13 protein-coding genes are annotated in these 17,523 nt (G+C 61.8%); 6 read left to right on the forward strand and 7 right to left on the reverse strand.

The genetic code is table 11. The features are described from left to right. The 4 genes from OBACDRAFT_RS16680 to OBACDRAFT_RS26825 form a co-directional block, all read left to right on the forward strand. Nucleotides 1-1,476: glycosyl hydrolase 115 family protein (locus tag OBACDRAFT_RS16680; RefSeq protein ID WP_043587610.1), on the forward strand; the 1,476-nt coding region annotated here is incomplete at its 5' end. Between the two features lie 37 nt (nt 1,477-1,513). Then, complete coding sequence (locus OBACDRAFT_RS28430) at nt 1,514-2,731, forward strand: TolB-like translocation protein (RefSeq protein WP_157837145.1); 1,218 nt, start codon at nt 1,514-1,516, stop codon at nt 2,729-2,731. Nucleotides 2,732-3,213: 482 nt separating this feature from the next. After that, a complete protein-coding gene (locus tag OBACDRAFT_RS16700) occupies nt 3,214-4,236 on the forward strand; it encodes an AraC family transcriptional regulator (RefSeq protein ID WP_081722136.1) in 1,023 nt (340 codons plus the stop codon). Nucleotides 4,237-4,342: 106 nt separating this feature from the next. Further along, on the forward strand, nt 4,343-6,073 hold the full coding sequence (locus tag OBACDRAFT_RS26825) for a carbohydrate binding domain-containing protein (RefSeq protein ID WP_157837146.1): 1,731 nt from the start codon (nt 4,343-4,345) through the stop codon (nt 6,071-6,073). Here the strand turns inward: OBACDRAFT_RS26825 and OBACDRAFT_RS16710 are convergent. Continuing rightward, a complete protein-coding gene (locus OBACDRAFT_RS16710) occupies nt 5,954-8,770 on the reverse strand; it encodes a hypothetical protein (RefSeq protein ID WP_043587618.1) in 2,817 nt (938 codons plus the stop codon). The two genes, OBACDRAFT_RS26825 and OBACDRAFT_RS16710, sit on opposite strands and share 120 nt — an antisense overlap. Before the next feature lie 323 nt (nt 8,771-9,093). Between OBACDRAFT_RS16710 and OBACDRAFT_RS16715 the strand changes: the two genes are divergently transcribed. Continuing rightward, nucleotides 9,094-10,434, forward strand: coding sequence for a hemolysin family protein (locus tag OBACDRAFT_RS16715; protein ID WP_043587620.1), 1,341 nt, complete (start codon nt 9,094-9,096; stop codon nt 10,432-10,434). A 356-nt stretch (nt 10,435-10,790) separates the two neighbouring features. Here the strand turns inward: OBACDRAFT_RS16715 and OBACDRAFT_RS28435 are convergent, their stop codons facing one another. Continuing rightward, complete coding sequence (locus OBACDRAFT_RS28435) at nt 10,791-11,219, reverse strand: hypothetical protein (RefSeq protein WP_157837147.1); 429 nt, start codon at nt 11,217-11,219, stop codon at nt 10,791-10,793. Nucleotides 11,220-11,538: 319 nt separating this feature from the next. On the opposite strand from OBACDRAFT_RS28435, the gene OBACDRAFT_RS16720 reads away from it, so the two are divergent. Continuing rightward, on the forward strand, nt 11,539-12,420 hold the full coding sequence (locus tag OBACDRAFT_RS16720) for a tRNA threonylcarbamoyladenosine dehydratase (RefSeq protein ID WP_043587622.1): 882 nt from the start codon (nt 11,539-11,541) through the stop codon (nt 12,418-12,420). 19 nt (nt 12,421-12,439) lie between these two features. On the opposite strand, the gene OBACDRAFT_RS16725 is transcribed toward OBACDRAFT_RS16720, so the two are convergent. The 5 genes from OBACDRAFT_RS16725 to OBACDRAFT_RS30035 form a co-directional block, all read right to left on the reverse strand. After that, nucleotides 12,440-14,200, reverse strand: a complete 1,761-nt coding sequence (locus OBACDRAFT_RS16725) for a TolC family protein (protein ID WP_081722137.1) — start codon at nt 14,198-14,200, stop codon at nt 12,440-12,442. Beyond that, on the reverse strand, nt 14,197-14,445 hold the full coding sequence (locus OBACDRAFT_RS16730) for an FmdB family zinc ribbon protein (RefSeq protein ID WP_043587654.1): 249 nt from the start codon (nt 14,443-14,445) through the stop codon (nt 14,197-14,199). Before OBACDRAFT_RS16730 ends, OBACDRAFT_RS16725 begins: the two co-directional genes overlap by 4 nt. Nucleotides 14,446-14,601: 156 nt before the next feature. Next, nucleotides 14,602-16,410: a phosphoenolpyruvate--protein phosphotransferase gene (gene ptsP, locus OBACDRAFT_RS16735; protein WP_052362160.1), complete on the reverse strand. Its 1,809-nt coding sequence runs from the start codon at nt 16,408-16,410 to the stop codon at nt 14,602-14,604. A gap of 125 nt (nt 16,411-16,535) precedes the next feature. Further along, nucleotides 16,536-17,342 (reverse strand): 4-(cytidine 5'-diphospho)-2-C-methyl-D-erythritol kinase, encoded by an 807-nt coding sequence (locus tag OBACDRAFT_RS25655; RefSeq protein WP_232767286.1) that lies wholly within the window; start codon nt 17,340-17,342, stop codon nt 16,536-16,538. Further along, entirely contained in the window at nt 17,260-17,496 is a 237-nt protein-coding gene (locus OBACDRAFT_RS30035; protein ID WP_052362162.1) for a hypothetical protein, read from the reverse strand. Before OBACDRAFT_RS30035 ends, OBACDRAFT_RS25655 begins: the two co-directional genes overlap by 83 nt. Nucleotides 17,497-17,523 lie beyond the last annotated feature (27 nt).

Consider the following 17,523-nt stretch of genomic DNA (forward strand, 5'->3'; position numbering starts at 1 on the left):
GAGACCCTCCTCCGACTCCGCGGCAACCTCATCATCCCCACCTCCTTCAACGACCTCACCAACCCCGCCGAAGCCGCCATCATACGCGCCGCCATCCGCCGCGGGCTCTACGTCTCGCACCACCACGTCGAACCCCTCGGCGTCTCCCATTTCGCCTACGAAACCTGGTGTTTAAAAAACAACTACACCGACGCCCCCTTCTCCTACCGCGAAGCCCCCGACGTGATGCGAGCCTGCTGGCGCGCCCACGCCCAACACTGGCGCGACATCGCGGGCGACCGCGTCATCTGGCAAGTCGGCCTCCGCGGACGCGGCGACCGCCCCCTCTGGAGCCACGACCCCGACGCCCAAGCCCGCGCCGCCGAATTCATTGCCGCCGCCCTCGCCGACCAACTCGACATCATCCGCTCCATCGACCCCCGTCCCATCCCCCCCGCCACCCTCACCCTCTGGCTCGAAGGCGCCAGACTTGTAGCCAACGGACAACTACAAGTCCCCTCCGGCGTCACCTGTGTCTTTGCCGACGACCACATCACTCAGGAACTCCAACGCGATTTCAACGTCCTCCCGCGCAACCCCCACGAAACCCGGGGAGTCTATTATCACGCCGCCGTCTGGCCCTTTGGCCCCCACCTTGTCCAAGGCCCCCCCCCCTCCAAAATCGCCCGCATCATCCGTCAACTCCTCGACCAAGGCGACACCCACTACGCCCTCCTCAACGTATCCAACATCCGCGAACACGTCATGGCCGCGCAGTGCTTCATGGAACAAATCAGCGCGCCTTCGGCGGCGAACATCCAACATCCAACATCGAACAACAAAAACCAACCCGCAGACAACAAAGACCAAAGCGCGGACGCCCCCCATTCAGCTTCGAAGATTCGGGGGTCGGAATTGGATGTTCGATGTTCGATGTTGGACGTTGGATGTTCGTCGCACAGCGACGCCGCTTATCTCGCCAGTTGGTCCCCCCCCGACCTCGCTCCCTTTCACGCCAAACTCCTTGCAGCCATCCCTGACGTCTCCCCCGGCTTCCGCCTCTACGACGGCGCCGCTCGACGCTTCATCTACGACGAAGTCCACGCCCTCTCCACCAACACCCCCTGTGCTCGCAGATACTTCTCGCCCGACATTCTTGAACGACTCGACAACGCCACGCAAAACCTCGCCACACTCCTCGACGAACTCCACGCCCACACACCAAACGTTGCTCCACGCTACCGATCCTTCTTCGCAACCAACCTCCTCGCCCAAACCACAATCCTCCTCGGCCTCTACCGCGCTCTGACCGCGCTCCTGCAACCCAACTCGCCCGATTTCGACGCCGCTGCCGATTCACTCCGCTTTGCACTCACCGCATTCCCCATTGGCGAAACCGGACGCTGGCGCGGCTGGTATCGTGGCGACACCAAAATGGCCCTCGCCCACCTTCTCTCCCGCATCGAGTCACTCGCCACCTCCGCTCTCCCCGCCTGACCGGATGAAACCAGAACCAAAATCAGACTCGAAACAAATGGACGACGATCCGCTCGCTCCTGAAAACATCGCCGCCCGTTTTCCAAGGATTGAGGTGCCAAGCACCAACCGGGCAGCCTATCAGCTGACATCAGGCAACGCGACGAATTACCCGCTTTATTATTTTATCCCGTCGCTTAGCCGTGATTCGCGCTATCTTGTTCACCACCGGGCAGGCGACGGTCAGGTGCAGTTGCACCGGCTCGATCTTCTCACGGGCGAAAATCTCGCCCTGACTGCCGCCGACGACCCCAACGCCGGCTGGATGCCTTGGGACAACGATCCCGGCAAAGGAATCCTCGATCACCGCAGTGTTCTGAATGTCGCGCGTAACGAGGTGATTTATTTCGCGCACGGCGAGGCTCACGCAGTGCATCTGGATACATTGGTGGACCGCTTCCTTTTCCGTCTCCCGGCAGGACGCATTGCCACTGGCCAGAACTGTGTATCCCCCGACGGACGCTTCTTCTTTTACATCCATCACGACGCCAGGCTTGAGGCGCTGATTCATGCCACCAAACCTCATGCCCGTCATTTGTCTGTGGGCACTGAACTCGTCCGTTATGATCTGGACTCGGGCGAAAGCCACCTAGTCATTCGCCTGAACAGCCCCTTTCACCATGTCCATCCCTGCGGTGACCATCACCTGGTCTTTTCCAGTCCTGCGCTTGAGAAGGCTCCCCTCATGACCGATTATGACGGTGGCTGGTTCACCCAATTGAGAACACAGGATGGTGAAGGCCGCACTACATGCCATTATGCTGCCACCCAAAGAGGCCTTCACTATGAGCTGACAGGCCATTCGCCCACAAAAACAGGTTTGCTATGCCCAAGCACCCATCGGCGTTGCGAATTTTCCTGTCCACCGATGGAAAGCCTGCACGTCGGCTTTGACCCTCAGGGCCTTCGCTTCACCGTTGACGGACTGCAAGGCGATTCCGGGCGGGCCTTGTATAGCCTGGCCAATCTGTCGCCGAAAGGTGAACCCGAATGGTCACTGCTATGCGGCCCATGGATCAACTACGGAACATCCGGCCAAAAAACCCACAGCCATCCACGCTTCACTCCCTGTGGACGCTGGATACAAATGGTCGCCGGCGACCCCGCCAGCAAAACCAACCATATTTTTCTCCTCAACGTCAGCGACGTGCCGCCATCGCGTGGTTTACCCGCTTATGCCGCCGAGTCGGATATCTCGAACATAAATCAAAAATAATCTGCCGCAACCTGACCTGCTGAAACCACCGCCGCCAAACACTCCCGAATTACGACCATAGTTAAATCGGAAGTCCCCGAACAAGACCGCGCACCCATCAGACAAAAACCCGCCTACGGACTCGGCGGACAACTCGAAGGCACTGCCGTCTGGATTTCTAAAAACAACCTCACTCCCATATTCAACATCGGACTCGGTCTCGACCCTGTATTCATAAGTGCGATACTGATGATCTGGCGCATATGGGTAACTGTTGAAATGGCGGCAGGATGCCGGCGCTCCCAAGAACCGTCTGTCAAACAACGGGAAATGACACCCCTTTCCTGAAGGGATGCAGCTTATTACCCCAAGGCTCCAGAACGGTTTTTGGATTGTCCCTTTGGAAATCCCGCAACATGCCGTGTTCGACACACACGCCAAATCCTGGCCGGCACCTGTGCAGTCGCGAGACCAGACACACATCACCCTACACTCCCCCCCCCATGGGTCGCATCCTTTACACCATTGACCGCCTTCCACCGCCGCTCCTCCTCGCTGAAGAACGCCTCACCACCATCCCTCGCGGCGAACGCCTCGTCATCCCCAATCTCCACATTGCTCCCGATCGCCGCGCCAAGATTATCTTCTTTCTTCAAGCCGATTTTGAAACATCCGTTGTCGGACGCCCCCCCTTGCATATTCGCACTGGCGACATCCTCTTCGTGCCCCTGCGCGTCATGCAGACCTACCGTGCCATGCGAAACGTCGAAACCACCACCCGCACACTCCGCCTCGTTCTCTCTCCCGCCTCCACGACGAGTACCGACTCCACCCTCGCCGACGCCTTCCGCGACATCCGCCACCTCCCGCACGGCATGACCCCGCGCCACCACGAACTCATCCATCAATTCCGTTCCGAGATCGAAAATACACGCCCCGCCCGCCGCCTCATGACCGGCGCCCTTGCCCTCGAACTCCTCGTCGAATCCCTCCGCTGTATCCATGAATTCATCACAAACAAACACCCCGGCACCACCGACCTCCCGATCGACATCCACATCCGCCGCGCCAAAGAGTATATCCTCGAAAACTATGAAAAACCGCTGACCCTTGCCGACATCGCCCGGAGCACCCGGCTCAGCCGCGAACATCTCGCCCGCCTCTTTCACCAGACCACCGGCCACACCGTGTTCGACTACCTCACGCGAATTCGCATTGAGGCCGCCAAAAGCCTCCTTTGCGACACCACCCACTTCGCCAACCAAATCGCCACCCTCTCCGGTTTCAGTTCCGAGCCCCTCTTTTACCGCACGTTCAAGAAGCATACCGGATTCACTCCCTCGGTCTGGCGCCGCAACATTCTCAAAAACTCCGAATTTGAGCCCGGCCTGCGCTATCAACCTGCCCGCATCACCGAAGCCACTCCTGACAAAGAGGAAGTCGGAAATGAATTGGACCGGGCCAAAGCCATTGCCCGTCGCGCCGAGTCCCCCCCTCCCCCCCTGCCTCGCCGCAACATTGCGTGATTGCCTTCCCGCGCCGCGCGCCGCGCATCCAAGGTATATCAACCACAGTTAGTAATTCCAACCTCTGGTTAGTGACACTCCGCCACGAAACTGATATAGTCGGGGCATGATCCCCCTCGTTGGACCCAGACTGTTAGCCTTTCTCGTTTCCACCCTTTCCATCGCCTCCGCCGCCACTCTCTCCGTGGCTGCTCCCGCGTCCGACGGCGCGACGGCAGACGAGTTCCCCTTCCACGGCGGTTTTCCCTTTCACATCCCCGCCACCGGCACTCAACCCGGCACCGCGCCCTACGACCTCATACACCCCGCCCCACCCGCTCAGGCCGACACCCCCATAAAAATTTACGGCGACCAATTCATCCGCGCCGACACCGGCAAACCCTTCCGCTTTTGGGGCACAAACCTTAACTTTTCCGGCTGTTTTCCCGAACACGAAATTGCCGACCGCATTGCTGCGCGCATGGCCACCCTCGGCATCAACATCGTTCGCTTTACCCATATGGACCAACGCCGCTTCCCCGGCGGCATCTGGCACCGCGACTCCCCCGGCGCCTCCAACGCTTGGAACGAAAATAACATCGCCCACGAAACCTTCGACCCCGAAGCCGTTGACCGCCTCGACTACTTCATCGCCTCCCTCAAAAAACGCGGCATCTACACCAACCTAAACCTCAAGGTCTCGCGCTATATCACCCCGGATTACGACGGCCCCGACTTCCCTCAACCCGGCCCAAACGAAACCTATCACAAAAAAAGCAAAGGCTTTGACCAATTCTACACGCCCGCCATCGCCGCGCAAAAAGACTACGCTCGCCGCCTTCTCACTCATCGCAATCCCTATACCGGCCTGACCTACACCGAGGACCCCGCCGTCGCCATCGTCGAAATCAACAACGAAAACGGCATCCTCTGGGCGTGGAATTACAAAATCCTCGATAGCATCCCCTCCCGCTTCATCGGCGAACTCGCCGCCCGCTGGAACACCTGGCTCCGCAACCAATATTCCACTACCGAAGCACTCCGCGCCGCATGGAATCCGGCGAGTGGCGGGAGTGGCGCAGGCGTCTCGCCCGCTGGGAACGCCGAGCCCCAGCTCGGCACCCATAGCGCAAGCAACCTCTTAGAAAACATCCCCCCTACCCTCTTCACTGCCCAAAAAGCCCGCGCCACGCTCGTCCCGCTCTCGGCTGCCGATGACACCGACGATTCCGTCCCAACCTCCCGCCGCCTCACTGTCACCGACCTACCCGGCGCCACCGCATGGCACATCCGCTGCAACTATCCCGTCACGCTTTCGCCCGGCGCCACCTACTCGGCAACACTCCGCCTCCGCGCCAATTCCCCGCAAAAAATCAAACTCCGCCTCCGCGCACCGGGAGACAGCAAGGATATTGTCCCCGCCCGCACCCTCAATCTCGCCACCGAATGGAAAAACCACGCAGTCACTTTTAGTGTTCCTAAAAACGCGGACACATCTGCCGACATCAACGCGAACCTTTATCTTGAAGCAGGCATCTCCGGCCTCGTTCTCGACATCGACTCCGCCTCCCTCACGCCGGGCTCCGGTGACGCTCACCTCGTCGGATTACCTCCAGGCCAAGGGCTCATCTCCGAAAGTGGCGCGGGCGTCCCGCCCGCAGTCCCTGAAGCGGGCGAGACGCCCGCTTCGGAACAGAATGCGGGCGGGAGGCGTGCGCCATTCCGACCACAAACTCGCTCACCGCAGGGTCGCCAGATAGGCTTCGAGGGCGCGGATAAATTCGTGCCGGACGAGATAGGTGGACGGAGAGAGACGCGCGGCGTTCGAAAAATGCTCGGAAACCGTGTCGCCGGGTGACTTGGCAAGGTGTTCACGCGCGGCCTTGAGAGGCCACACGGTTTCGGGAGCGGCGATGGCGGCAAGACGGCGGTTGGTTTTGTCGAGTTGGCGCCAGAGGCGGGCAAGGTCGTTGACGCGGGAAAAGTCGGGCTGGGTGTAGAGCCCGGCAGGATCGAGTTCGCTGATCTGCATGACCACGTCGTCGCACTCGCGCGCGCTGAGGTCGAGGTAGTCGAGGAGCGGAGCCAGACGGTGCCAGGCACCGAGTTGCAGGGGGTCGATGCGCACGGTGTGCTGATAGAGCTGGCCGGCCTCGGCGAGCTGGCCCTGCTCTTCGCGGAGGATGCCCATGAGAAGGGAGATTTGCGGGCGGTTGGGTTGCACGAGCGCGATGCGGTCAAAGGTCTGCTCGGCGATGCGTTGCATGGCGGGATCACCAAACAGGCGGACGTTGGGCGCGCACGGGGTGCCAAGCCGGTTGATGCTGTCGGGCATGAACTCGCAAGCGCGGCGAAAGGTCGAAAGCGCCTCGTCGTTGCGGCCCTGCAAACCGAGTTCCAGCGCGGTGCGCCAGAGGGTCGGGTAGCTCTTGGGGAAGAGTTGCAGCGACTCTTGATAAATATCCAAGGCGCGGCGTTCGAGACCGGCCTCGCGCCAGCGGTCGGCAGTCTCGGAGAGGCGCGCGGCCTTGACCACTTTGTCCATCAACTCGGCGGTCGGCAGGTCGTCCTTGCGCCGCAGGGCCTCGGCCACGAATCCGTAAACTCTCATGCGGTCGCCGGGGGGCTGGCCGCAATCGGCGGGATCAATGCCCACGGCCTGGCGCAGCGTGGCAAGCGCGGCCTCGGTGTCGCCGAGCATCATCTCGACCTGCGATTTCCAGACGAGGGGACGCGATTCGTAGCGGTCTTGCCGGGCGAGTTGGTCGAGCAGGGGCCGGGCTTCAATGCCGGCGAGGGCGAGCCAGCTTTCGTAAACGGCGTCGATGGACGGCGTGACGGGCAACTGCGCTTCAAGGATACGGCGCGCGGCGGCTTTGTTATTCTGACCGTCTTGGGCAACGAGCACGCGGGCCACATACCAAGCGGCGGGCTTGCCCGCAGAGGTCGCGCCGGTGCGGATGAGGCCGGCGACGTCCGCCACGCCCCAGCCCGGATCGTTGGTGAGAAGGGCGGCGGCCTCGCTCCACTTTTCGAGCGCGACGAGGGCCGCGAGGCGGTCGGTGAGGAGTTGCTGGCGTTCGGCGGCGGTGAGCGTGATGGGGGGGGAACCGTCATCGAGTGCCTTCTTGGCCACGGCAAACGCCTCGGCGGGGCGTTTAAGTGCGAGCAAGCGCTGGGCGAGGGCACTGGACGCGGCGGCGTAATTCACCGGGTAAACCCAAGGGTCGGCACCGCGGCGCAGGTCGGTGAGGCGGCGAGCGGCGGCGAGAGCTTCGTCAAAGAGCGCGTTGTCCCCTTGCAGATCGGCGATGGCGAGGAGTTGGTCGGCCACGGCGGCTTGCTCGATCCGGACATCGGAGAGGGCTTGTTTTTCCTGGAGCAAGGCACGAAGGCGTGCGATGCCGGGGGCGGGATCGGCGGCGGCCAACTCCGTCGCGGCCAACTGGCGGCGGGCCAGAAAACGCGCGATGGCGGGCAGTGTCTCGTCATCGGACACCTGGCGGGCCGCCACCACAAAGGCGGGCACGCGGCCAAGCTGCACGGAGGCGCGGTAAAAATAGTCCCAAACCACAGGCGATGGCGTGCGACGGACGATGCTTTGCAATGTCAGCCACCAAGCGTCCAGGCGGTTGGAGCGGACGATCTCGTCGCGCAAGGGCGCGGGAATTTCGATCACGGCATCGCGCGGCAGGCTGGCGACAAACTTGATGGCATCGTCGGTGCGGTTGCCCAGCACCAAGGCTGCCAGATAATAAGAGCGGGCGGCGGCATAGCCGGTCTGGTTTTCGTTGTTGTCCGGGAAACGATTTTTCAGCGCTTCAAACAGCGCCACTCCCTTTTGGTCACGATCCCGATCCGCCACCAGCTTCCACTGGGGGACGGGCAGCGTGGCGACGTTTTCCAGCGCGAGCCGCCGGGCCAGCGCGGCGGTTTCCTCGCCGCGGGGCGTGTTGAGGACGACGGGGAGCTTGAGGCCGCGTGTGAGCAGGGCTTCGGCGGTGCCGGGGGAGAGGAGTTTGACGAGGTCGGGCACGTCCACGACAGGCGGAGTGTCCGGGCGCACGGTGCGCCCTTCGGCGTCGGACAGGGCTTGGTTGAAGCGCCGGGCGCGGTCACGCGGGGAGAGTTCGGCGGCGGGGATGGCGGCGCGTTGCAGGGTGCGCAGGGCGGGGGCGGAAGCGAGGGGTTCGCGGGGAAGGCGATCCTGAATGTCGTTGGCGATGGAGGCGCGGTCACCATTGAGATAGGCGAACAGCCACACGCCGGCCTGCAAACGACGTTGCGCGACCGAACCCGTCTCGGCCCGCGCGCTGGTCTCCGCCATGGACTGCCAGAGGATGGGCCAGCGCGTCGGTTCGGGCAGTCGCTGCAAGAGCACGGAAAACTCGGGCGACACCCCGCCGGGCTCGGAGGGCTCGGAGACCCGCCCCCCCGCGTAACGCTCAAACTGGCGCAGCCACGCGGAATCGTCTCCGGAGGTCTGGGACCTGGCGACGGAGGCGGCAAACGGCATTGCAATAAAAACAATAACAACAGGAACGACCCATTTCATAGCGCGATAGCAGCAGGGGTGAACGTGGGGGGACTTGAAGAGGGCAACAAGGAGAAGTTTTGGATTTATTGCCTGAATGGCAAAAGGAGGAGAAGATGGAGGTGCGACCGCTGGCAAGTGACAGTTAATGATTAACAAGACTACACCTCTACGACACTTTTCTTACAAAGTTAAAAGGAGCGGCGGAGGTCGGGGATGCGACTCAAGGTAATGTCAGCGGACAGCGTTATTGGTGGAGGGCGGGTCTGACATCACTTCGGCGGTCTGCCTCCTTATTCAGCACTGGACGAGCGGGCAATCCCCCGCACGCTGACGGCGTCGCAATGCATACATTTTTAGGAATCACCCTGGAGGTGATCGTCGTTCTCGCTCTCGTCGCTGCCAATGGCTTCTTCGTCGCCGCCGAGTTTGCCCTCGTCAAAGTGCGCACCAGCCAACTCCGCCCCATGATCAAAACCGGCGGCTGGCGCGTGAAACTCGCCATCGCCGCCACCGAAAAACTCGATGCCGCCCTCTCCGCCACCCAACTCGGCATCACCCTCGCCAGCCTCGGCCTCGGCTGGGTCGGCGAACCGTTCATCGCCCACCGCATCGCCCCTCTGCTCGGTCACTTCGGCATCACCTCGCCCGCCTCCGTCAGTTCGGTGTCCATTGCCATCGCGTTTTTTGCCATCACCTTTCTGCACATTATTTTTGGCGAACTGGCGCCCAAGTCGCTCGCCATCCAGCGCCCCAAGGCTGTGTCGCTCTTCACCGCCGCGCCGCTCATTGGCTTCTATTACCTGCTGTTCCCCTTCATCTGGCTGCTCAACGGCACCGCCAACCTCTTCCTGCGCTGGGCGGGGCTCGACCCGGCGGGCGAGGGCGAACACGCCTTCAGCCGCGAAGAACTCGAATACGTGCTCAGCCACGCCCGCCATTCGCATCCGGGGGATACGCTGATTAACAAACTCATGATCCGCTCCCTGCGCCTGCGCGAAGTCCAGGCCCAGCAGATCATGCGTCCGCGCGAACAGATCGCCGCCCTCTGGTACGACAAGAGCAACGAGGAAAACCTGCGCATTGCCCAGGTCAACGGACATAGCCGTTTCCCTGTTTGCCGCGGCACGCTGGACGACGTCGATGGCATTCTCCTCGTCCGCGAATGGCTCTGGCAAATTCACGCCCTCGGCATTGATGCGTCCTTTGAACCCTTGGTGAGACCCGCGCTCACGTTCACGTTGCAGACGCCGATTCACACCATGCTCGAACTCTTCCGCACCTCGCGCAACCACCTTGCCATCGTGCTCGACGCCGAAGGCAGGACGGCGGGCATCGTGGCCTTCGAGGACGTGCTGGAGGAGATCGTGGGCGACATCCGCGACGAATTCGACATCGAGAACGGCCCCATCTTTGACGTCGGGGAAAAGTTCATTGTGGTCAGCGGCGCGCTAACGATGCGCGAATTGCAAGCCGAGACGGGCTGGACGTTTGAGTGGTTGCCCAAGGAAACCGTCGCCATGTGGACACACCGCCATTTCGGCAAATTCCCCCATCGCGGCGAGACCGTCACCGCGGGCGAATTCATCATCACCGCTCTCGACGTCCACGCCGAACGCCTGCGCCGCATAAAAGTGCAACGTCAGGACCCGCCCGAACCGAGCATCGAGGCCGGGGAGATTTGACGCCCTTCCCCCCCCCCCCCGCCGCCTGCAATGGCTCAATTCCGGGTGGGGAAAAACATCCTTGAGATGAACCATGTGAGATGGCGGATAACGAAAGTCAAAGAACCTTTAGAGCATTGTCGGTTCAATTTGTCGCAAGATTTAAAAGATCACGCAGAGACGCAGAAAAAAACCATGCTACTAAGTATAATTAAATTAAAAATATTACATTTCCCTTCCTCTGCGTTCTCCGCGCCTCCGCGTGAGACAAAATAAACCGAAAATGCTCTAGAATACCTGCGTAGCAACAATCGCATTGGCTTTAGCGACTGGTTAGGCTCCGTCTTATCGCTTTCAAATCCGAGATTTTATCATCTCTATTCCAAAATAAATTTACGAGCCAACTTTAATAAATAAAGAACAAACAAAATCCCCCCTCCCAGAACAAGTCCGATAAGAGCAAAACCACATACTGCATACAATATCGCGCCAACCCATCCCCAAAACGTATTCTTCTGAATTGGCTCTGTTTCTCGTGGATCGCCTTCTACTCTAACAACTCCGGCAAAGCTAGAAAAATGTAATGATATCCTTGATTCACCTTTCTCTAGTGCTTCATCAATCGCATTCCTCAATGCATTAAGGCCTTCTTTGTTTCCTGCGATGCAATCTTCATACTCCTCCCTATTATCATTACATAACCAAGGATTCCCTGTTCTATACTTAAATTTTTTCGAGCTAGCATCTTCGTCTTTTCGCTCCAACCCGATCTCTTCACTTTCAGTTTTATTTCCAGTGGTCTTCATGATTTTCAGCCTAACAGTAGTGATATCCCTCGCCCAATGATATGCTGTGCAGTCCACGAAGATGAGGACTTGATGACTCCAAGGGCATTACTCCGAAGTCTGCCACAATAGACAGTGACCTCCTTCGGATGGGATGTGAGGTTGAGGTTGGGATCATCGGCGGCTTTGTCTTCTTTTGCATTTATTCATGACTGGCAACGTTTGAGTTTCAGCTTCCCACTTTTTTCCCCACTCGCTGGCGTCATCCGAACTCGAAGGGGCTGACTTTCGGCTTTTCGCCGCCCGGCTCCAGTTCGCATGATCGACGGCTCTTCCGCTCATGCCCACGTCCACGACTCCCGTTCCCGACAACAACTCTGATTATTACGACCGCTTCGGCGGGCTGGCGCGGCTTTATGGACGCGAGGCGTTGGAACGGTTGCGCGCGGCGCACGCCTGCGTGGTCGGCGTCGGCGGCGTCGGGTCGTGGTCGGCGGAAGCTCTCGCGCGCAGTGGCGTCGGGGCCATCACGTTGATCGACCTCGACGACGTGTGCATCACCAACGTCAATCGCCAACTCCCCGCGCTCGACGGGCAGATCGGGCGTCCCAAGGTCGCGGCGCTCGCCGACCGTATCCGCCTCATCAATCCCACCTGCCGCGTCACGCCAGTAACCGAGTTTTTCACCGCCGCCAATGTTTGTGAATTGCTCGGCCCCCTTCCCCCCCCCCCCCCCCCTTCCGCATCAGACAGGGTTGCGGACGCGCTTCGCTTTGCCGTCGTCATCGACGCCATCGACAACGTGCCCAACAAGGCCTTGCTCATCGCTTCGTGTGTGCGACGCGGCATTCCGTGCGTCACAACCGGAGGCGCGGGCGGCAAGCGCGACGCCACCCGGCTGCGCACGGGCGACCTCGGCGAATCAGGCGGTGACGATTTGCTCAAACAGGTCCGCAAAACGCTGCGCCGCGAACACGGTTTCCCGACGGGCGAACGTGTGCGGTTTGGCGTGCGTTGCGTGTGGTCGGACGAGAGGCCGGTGTTCCCTTGGGCCGACGGCACGTGTCGCGCGGAGGCGGAGCCGGGGGGACGGTTGCGGCTCGATTGCGCGAGCGGTTTTGGCACTGCCGTGTGGGTGACAGCCGCCTTCGGCCTCGCCGCCGCCCAAGAAGGCGTCGCCGCCGTAATGTGTCGTCAGGGGGGGGGACTTAAATCGATTTAAATCGAGTTGAGCCGGCGGGTTATTTGCCGTTGCGGCCGTTGCCGTTGGTGGCGGGTTCGATGACGGCGATGTTGTAACGTGAAAGGGAGCTGGCTTCGAGGCGCGAGAGTTCGCAGAGGGCAAGGCGCAGATTGATGCGCGATTGCAGTTCGTTGACGCGCGCGGTGTCGAGATCCTCCTGCGATTCCTGCACGCGACGGAAGGTGGTGAGGCCGGAGTCGTAGCGGGCTTTTTCAAACTCATACTGGCGTTCGCTGAGCTTGGTGGCGAGGGTGGCGATGCGCACGGATTCGCGGTTGGTGTCCACGGCGCGGACGGCGGCACGGACTTGCACGCGGAGGTTTTGTTCGAGTTGGTTGAGACGGGTTTGCTCGCGGGTGAGGGCGAGCACGGACTGGCGGTATTGGGCGCGCTCGGCTTTCATGCCCCAGGGGAAGGTGAGGGTGAGGTCCACCTGCCAGTCGTAGCGGTCGCCGTTGAAGGTGCGGCGGGCGGCATCGGTGTAGCTGTCGTCGTCGGCGTTGTAGCCGAGCGCTCCGCCGAGGGCGAGGCCGGGGCGTTTGTTGCTGGCGGCGGTGGTGACGTCGAGCCGGGCCTGTCGGATGCTCAGGAGGATGGCGCGGTATTCGGGGAAGTTGTCGAGGGCGAGTTTGTAGGAGCGGTCGATGGTGACTTCGGGGATGGCGGCGTCGGGGAGCGTGAGCGCGCCGACTTCCATGCCGCCGGGTTGGTCGCCAAAGAGGGCAACGAGGGTGTCCTCGCGGTTGCTCACGATTTGCTCGGCGTCGAGGATGTCGCGGCGGGAGTTGGCGAGGGTCACCTCGGCTTGCAGGACTTCGAGTTCGGTGCCGACGCCGGCTTCGAGGCGGCTTTTGTTTTCATCGAGGAGGCGTTCGGCGACTTTGAGGCTGAATTCGCGCACTCCAAGCAGGCCGCGCGCGTAGAGGAGGTTGTAGTAGGCGCTTTCCACGTCGCGCACGACGGCGAGGACCGCACCGGTGAAATCGAGTTCGGCAATGTCGTTGCCGAGGCGGGCGCGGTTGATGCCGGCGAGGTTGACTTCGCGGCCCGCGCCTTTGAGCAGGGGCTGGCTGATGGAGAGGGCAACGTCGCTGTTGTAAATGGAGTTGTAGCGCGAGTTGGTGGACGTAGGCCAGGGGTTGGTGTGGTTGCGGTTGAGGGAGCCGCTCAAGGAGGCGGTGGCGCCGGTGCTGATTTTTTGGGAGACGGCGAGGCGGGTGTCGTTGCCGTTGTTTTTTGTGGAGTTGCCCGTGCTGCTGGAGGTGTTGCGGGCTTCGCCGTAGGCGGTGGAGGCGGTGAGTTGGGGCGAGAAGGTGGACTCGGCAATGGGGAGGTTTTCGCGGACGCTCTCCGTCGTGTAACGTTGGATGCGGAGGTTGAAATTGGAGGCCAGGGCGCGTTGCACGCACTCTTCGATGGAGAGGGGGACGCCTTGGGGGGAACGCGGGGCGAGGGCGAGCGCGGCAATGACGGGGTCGGTAATGGGTTGGTCGGGCGAGGCGGGGGTGGCGGCGGGGGCGGGCGGGACTTTGGGTTCGGGCGCTTTGGCGCTGGGGGCGGGAATCGCGGGGGAATCGGCCACGGCGCCGGCAGTCGCGGCGGCGGTGGGCGAGGTGGAGGCCGGGGGGGCGGGGGGGGGGGGGAGGGGCTGGCCGCCAGCAGAGGCTGAGGGGGAGGCCAGAGTCAGCGTGGCGAGAAGAATGATGCCGGGGAGGGTGCGGCAGGCATGGATTGAGGCTCGGTGGAGGGAGGTGGTCATTGTTTTTCGTATTCTCCGGCTGCGGTGCGTTTGAGCACGGTGAAGCCGGCTTGTTTGGCGTCGGTGACGGACAGTGGTTTGAGAAGTTTCGGCGTGTTTACGGTATGAACGGCTTCGCGGGTCACGGGCTGGCCGCAAGTCGGGCAATGGGTCAGTGCTTCGCCGCCAGCAGAGTGCCGGTAATCGAATCCCGTGCCGCATAGCTTGCAGGGAGATTGTTTCGGGACGTAGCGGTAAACAGGCATAAAAACGGGAAACTTGCCGGGTATCGGGCCGACACTCAACGCTCAAGACGCGCTGTTTGTCCGGGAAATTCAGAAATTCACCACGAGATGCTACGCAGGCGGAGCAAGGAGCGGCGGTTTTGATGAAGGCCGCCACTCAATGGCTCAATGAGGCGCTCATCCGCTGCCATTCGCCATTCGTAATTTGCCATTCGCAATTTCTTCCGGCACCCGCTCGCGGTAAAACTCCACGCAGCGCCGGTAAATCTCCGACGGCGACTCCATCTGGAGCGCATCGGACGCCAGACGGCGCGCGTCGGCCATGCGCATCGAGCGCACGACGTTTTTCACGGCGGGCAACAACGGCGGCGTCATGCTCAACTCGTCCACGCCGATGCCGAGCAGCAACACCGCCAGCACCGGATCGCCGGCCATCTCGCCGCACACGCTCACCTTGATCCGCGCCGCATGCGCCGCGTCCACGATCTGACGCAACGTGCGCAACACCGCGGGATGCGTCGGCTCGTAAAGATGCGCGATGCGGTCGTTGAGGCGGTCGATGGCGATCAGGTATTGAATGAGATCGTTGGTCCCGATGCTGAAAAAATCGCACTCGCGCGCCAGCAAGTCGGCCGTCATGGCGGCGCTCGGAATCTCGATCATACTGCCCACTTTCACGGCCTCGTCGAACGCCTCGCCCTTCTCGCGCAGTTCGTGTTTGCACTCGTCGAGGACGGCGTTGGCGCGCCGCAGTTCATCGCGCCCGCTGATCATCGGGTACATGATGTTGACGTTGCCATGCGCGCTGGCGCGGAGGATGGCGCGAAGCTGCGCCTTGAACAGGTCCACGTGATCGAGGCAGATGCGGATGGCGCGATAACCGAGGAACGGGTTGTCCTCGCGCGATGAAAGGACCGCGCCGGCGGACATCAGCTTGTCGCCGCCCAAATCCATCGTGCGGATCGTGACGGGCGCCGGGGCCAGCTCGGCCACAACCTGGCGGTAGGCGTCGTATTGCTCATCCTCGGTCGGCACGCTGCTTGAGTTGAGATAAAGAAATTCCGAACGGTAAAGCCCCACGCCCTCGCTATGATACTCGCGCACGAGTTTGAACTCGTCGCTTTTCTCGATGTTCGCGCGCAACGGCACATCCACGCCGTCGAGCGTGACGGAAGGGAGCTTGGCCGCCTCAAGCAGACGTTGCTCGTAGCTTTTTTTCTGAAGCTGAATCTGGCCGTAACGAAAAAGTGTTTTTTCCGACGGGTTGACGATGACCAGCCCTTCGTAGCCATCGACGAGAACGATGTCGCCCGTCTTGATCCGCGACGTGAGGTCGCGCGCGCCGACCACGGCGGGCACACGCATGGAACGAGCAACGATGACGGCGTGGCTCGTCTTGCTGCCCGTGTCGGTGACGATGCCCAGAGCCTGCGAACGGTCGATGCCGGCGGCGTCGGAAGGCGAGATGTCGTTGGCCACCACGATGCGTTTTTCGACGAGCTGGCTCAGCGTCTGCGCCGTGCGGCCAAGCAGGGTGTTGAGCATGCGCTGGGCGACGTCGCGGATGTCGCTCGCGCGCTCGCGCAGGTACTCGTCGTCGATCTCGGCAAAGGCCTTGATGTAGCGCTGCGCGATCCGGTTGAAACACGACTCGATGTTCTGCGAAGTCTTTTCGAAATCGCGGATCGTCTCCGTAATCAGCGCCTGATCCTCCAGCACGAGCAGGTGCGCGTCAAAAATGCGGGCCTCGTCCGGTCCCAGATTTTTTTCCACCACCGCCTGGGTCTTCTGGATCTGCTGGCGCGTGGTGACGAGCGCATGATCAAAGCGGGCGATCTCGTTGGCATGCTTTGCCTGATCGACCTCGTAGCAAGGCACTTCAACCTCGCTTTTGATGTAGAGGAAGGCCGGGCCATACGCGATGCCCTGCGAGGCTGGGATACCTTGCACCGTGTATTCGGACTTCGGACTGCTCTCGGAGGACATGCGGCATGGACTTTTGCCGCGGCGTTGGTTGTGCCGGGCGCAAGCAAAATGAAATCACGCGCACGCCAAGCCAACCGGTCAACACGGTTTTGCGGCCCCTCCCTGTCCTTCCGGGAGGACGATTTTCAACCCACGGTCGTTTCCGTGCTAAACACCTCCGGTCCCCACGCCTCCCGGATCGTCGCCGTGATCTCCGCCACCCGGGCGGGCCCCGCGCCCGGCTCCAGCAGGGCGAAACACGCGCTGCCGCTGCCACTCATTCGCACCGCCGCCAGACCATGACGGGCGTGCAACCGCTCCAACAATACAGGCAGGGCAACGTGTTTGGTGAAGGCGACACGCTCCATGTTGTTGTAAAGCAAATCGGCGGCATCTGCACCACCATCCCCCAGCCACGCCGCCAGCCTCGCCTCCGCTTCGGCGGCGGGCAGATAACAACCGCCGCGCGCCATCTCCAACTCCGCCATCCGCCGGTAAGCCCAAGGGGTGGACACCCCAAACGCCGGCTTGAACACCAGCAGCCTCCGCCCGCGCAACCGCGCCACGGCCGCCTGCGCCAACGGCTCCACACGCTCGCCGCGCCCGCGCATCACGACCGGCCCGCCATGCAGAAACAACGGGCAATCCGACCCAAGCTGCCCCGCCAGCGGAGCCAGCGCCGCGTCCGCCAACGGGTATCCGTGGAGGGCATTGAGCGCGCGCAGCGCCGCCACGGCATTGCTGCTCCCGCCGCCCAACCCCGCGCCCATCGGGATGCGTTTCTCCAGCGTAAATTGCACACTGCGCGGCTGCCTCTGCGGAGCCAGCGTCGCGTCAAACAACCGCGCCGCCTTCAAAACCAGATTCGACTCATCCAACGGCACGCCCTCCCCCCCCCCCCCCCCCTGCCGTCGTCGCCGCCGCGGGAACACACGCCAGCGAATGACCTTCACCGCCTGCGTCAGCCGCCGCCCATTCCGCGTGCAACGTGTCGCCAAACGTCAGCGGCGCTACGAGCGACACCAGATCATGAAACCCATCCGCCCGCCGTCCCGTGATGGCGAGGAACAGGTTGATTTTCGCAGGACTGAAAACGGTGACGCGCATGTGAATAGGAGAGGAGCAGCGTGGAGT

This window comes from Geminisphaera colitermitum TAV2, assembly GCF_000171235.2.
Taxonomy (GTDB): Bacteria; Verrucomicrobiota; Verrucomicrobiia; order Opitutales; family Opitutaceae; genus Geminisphaera; species Geminisphaera colitermitum.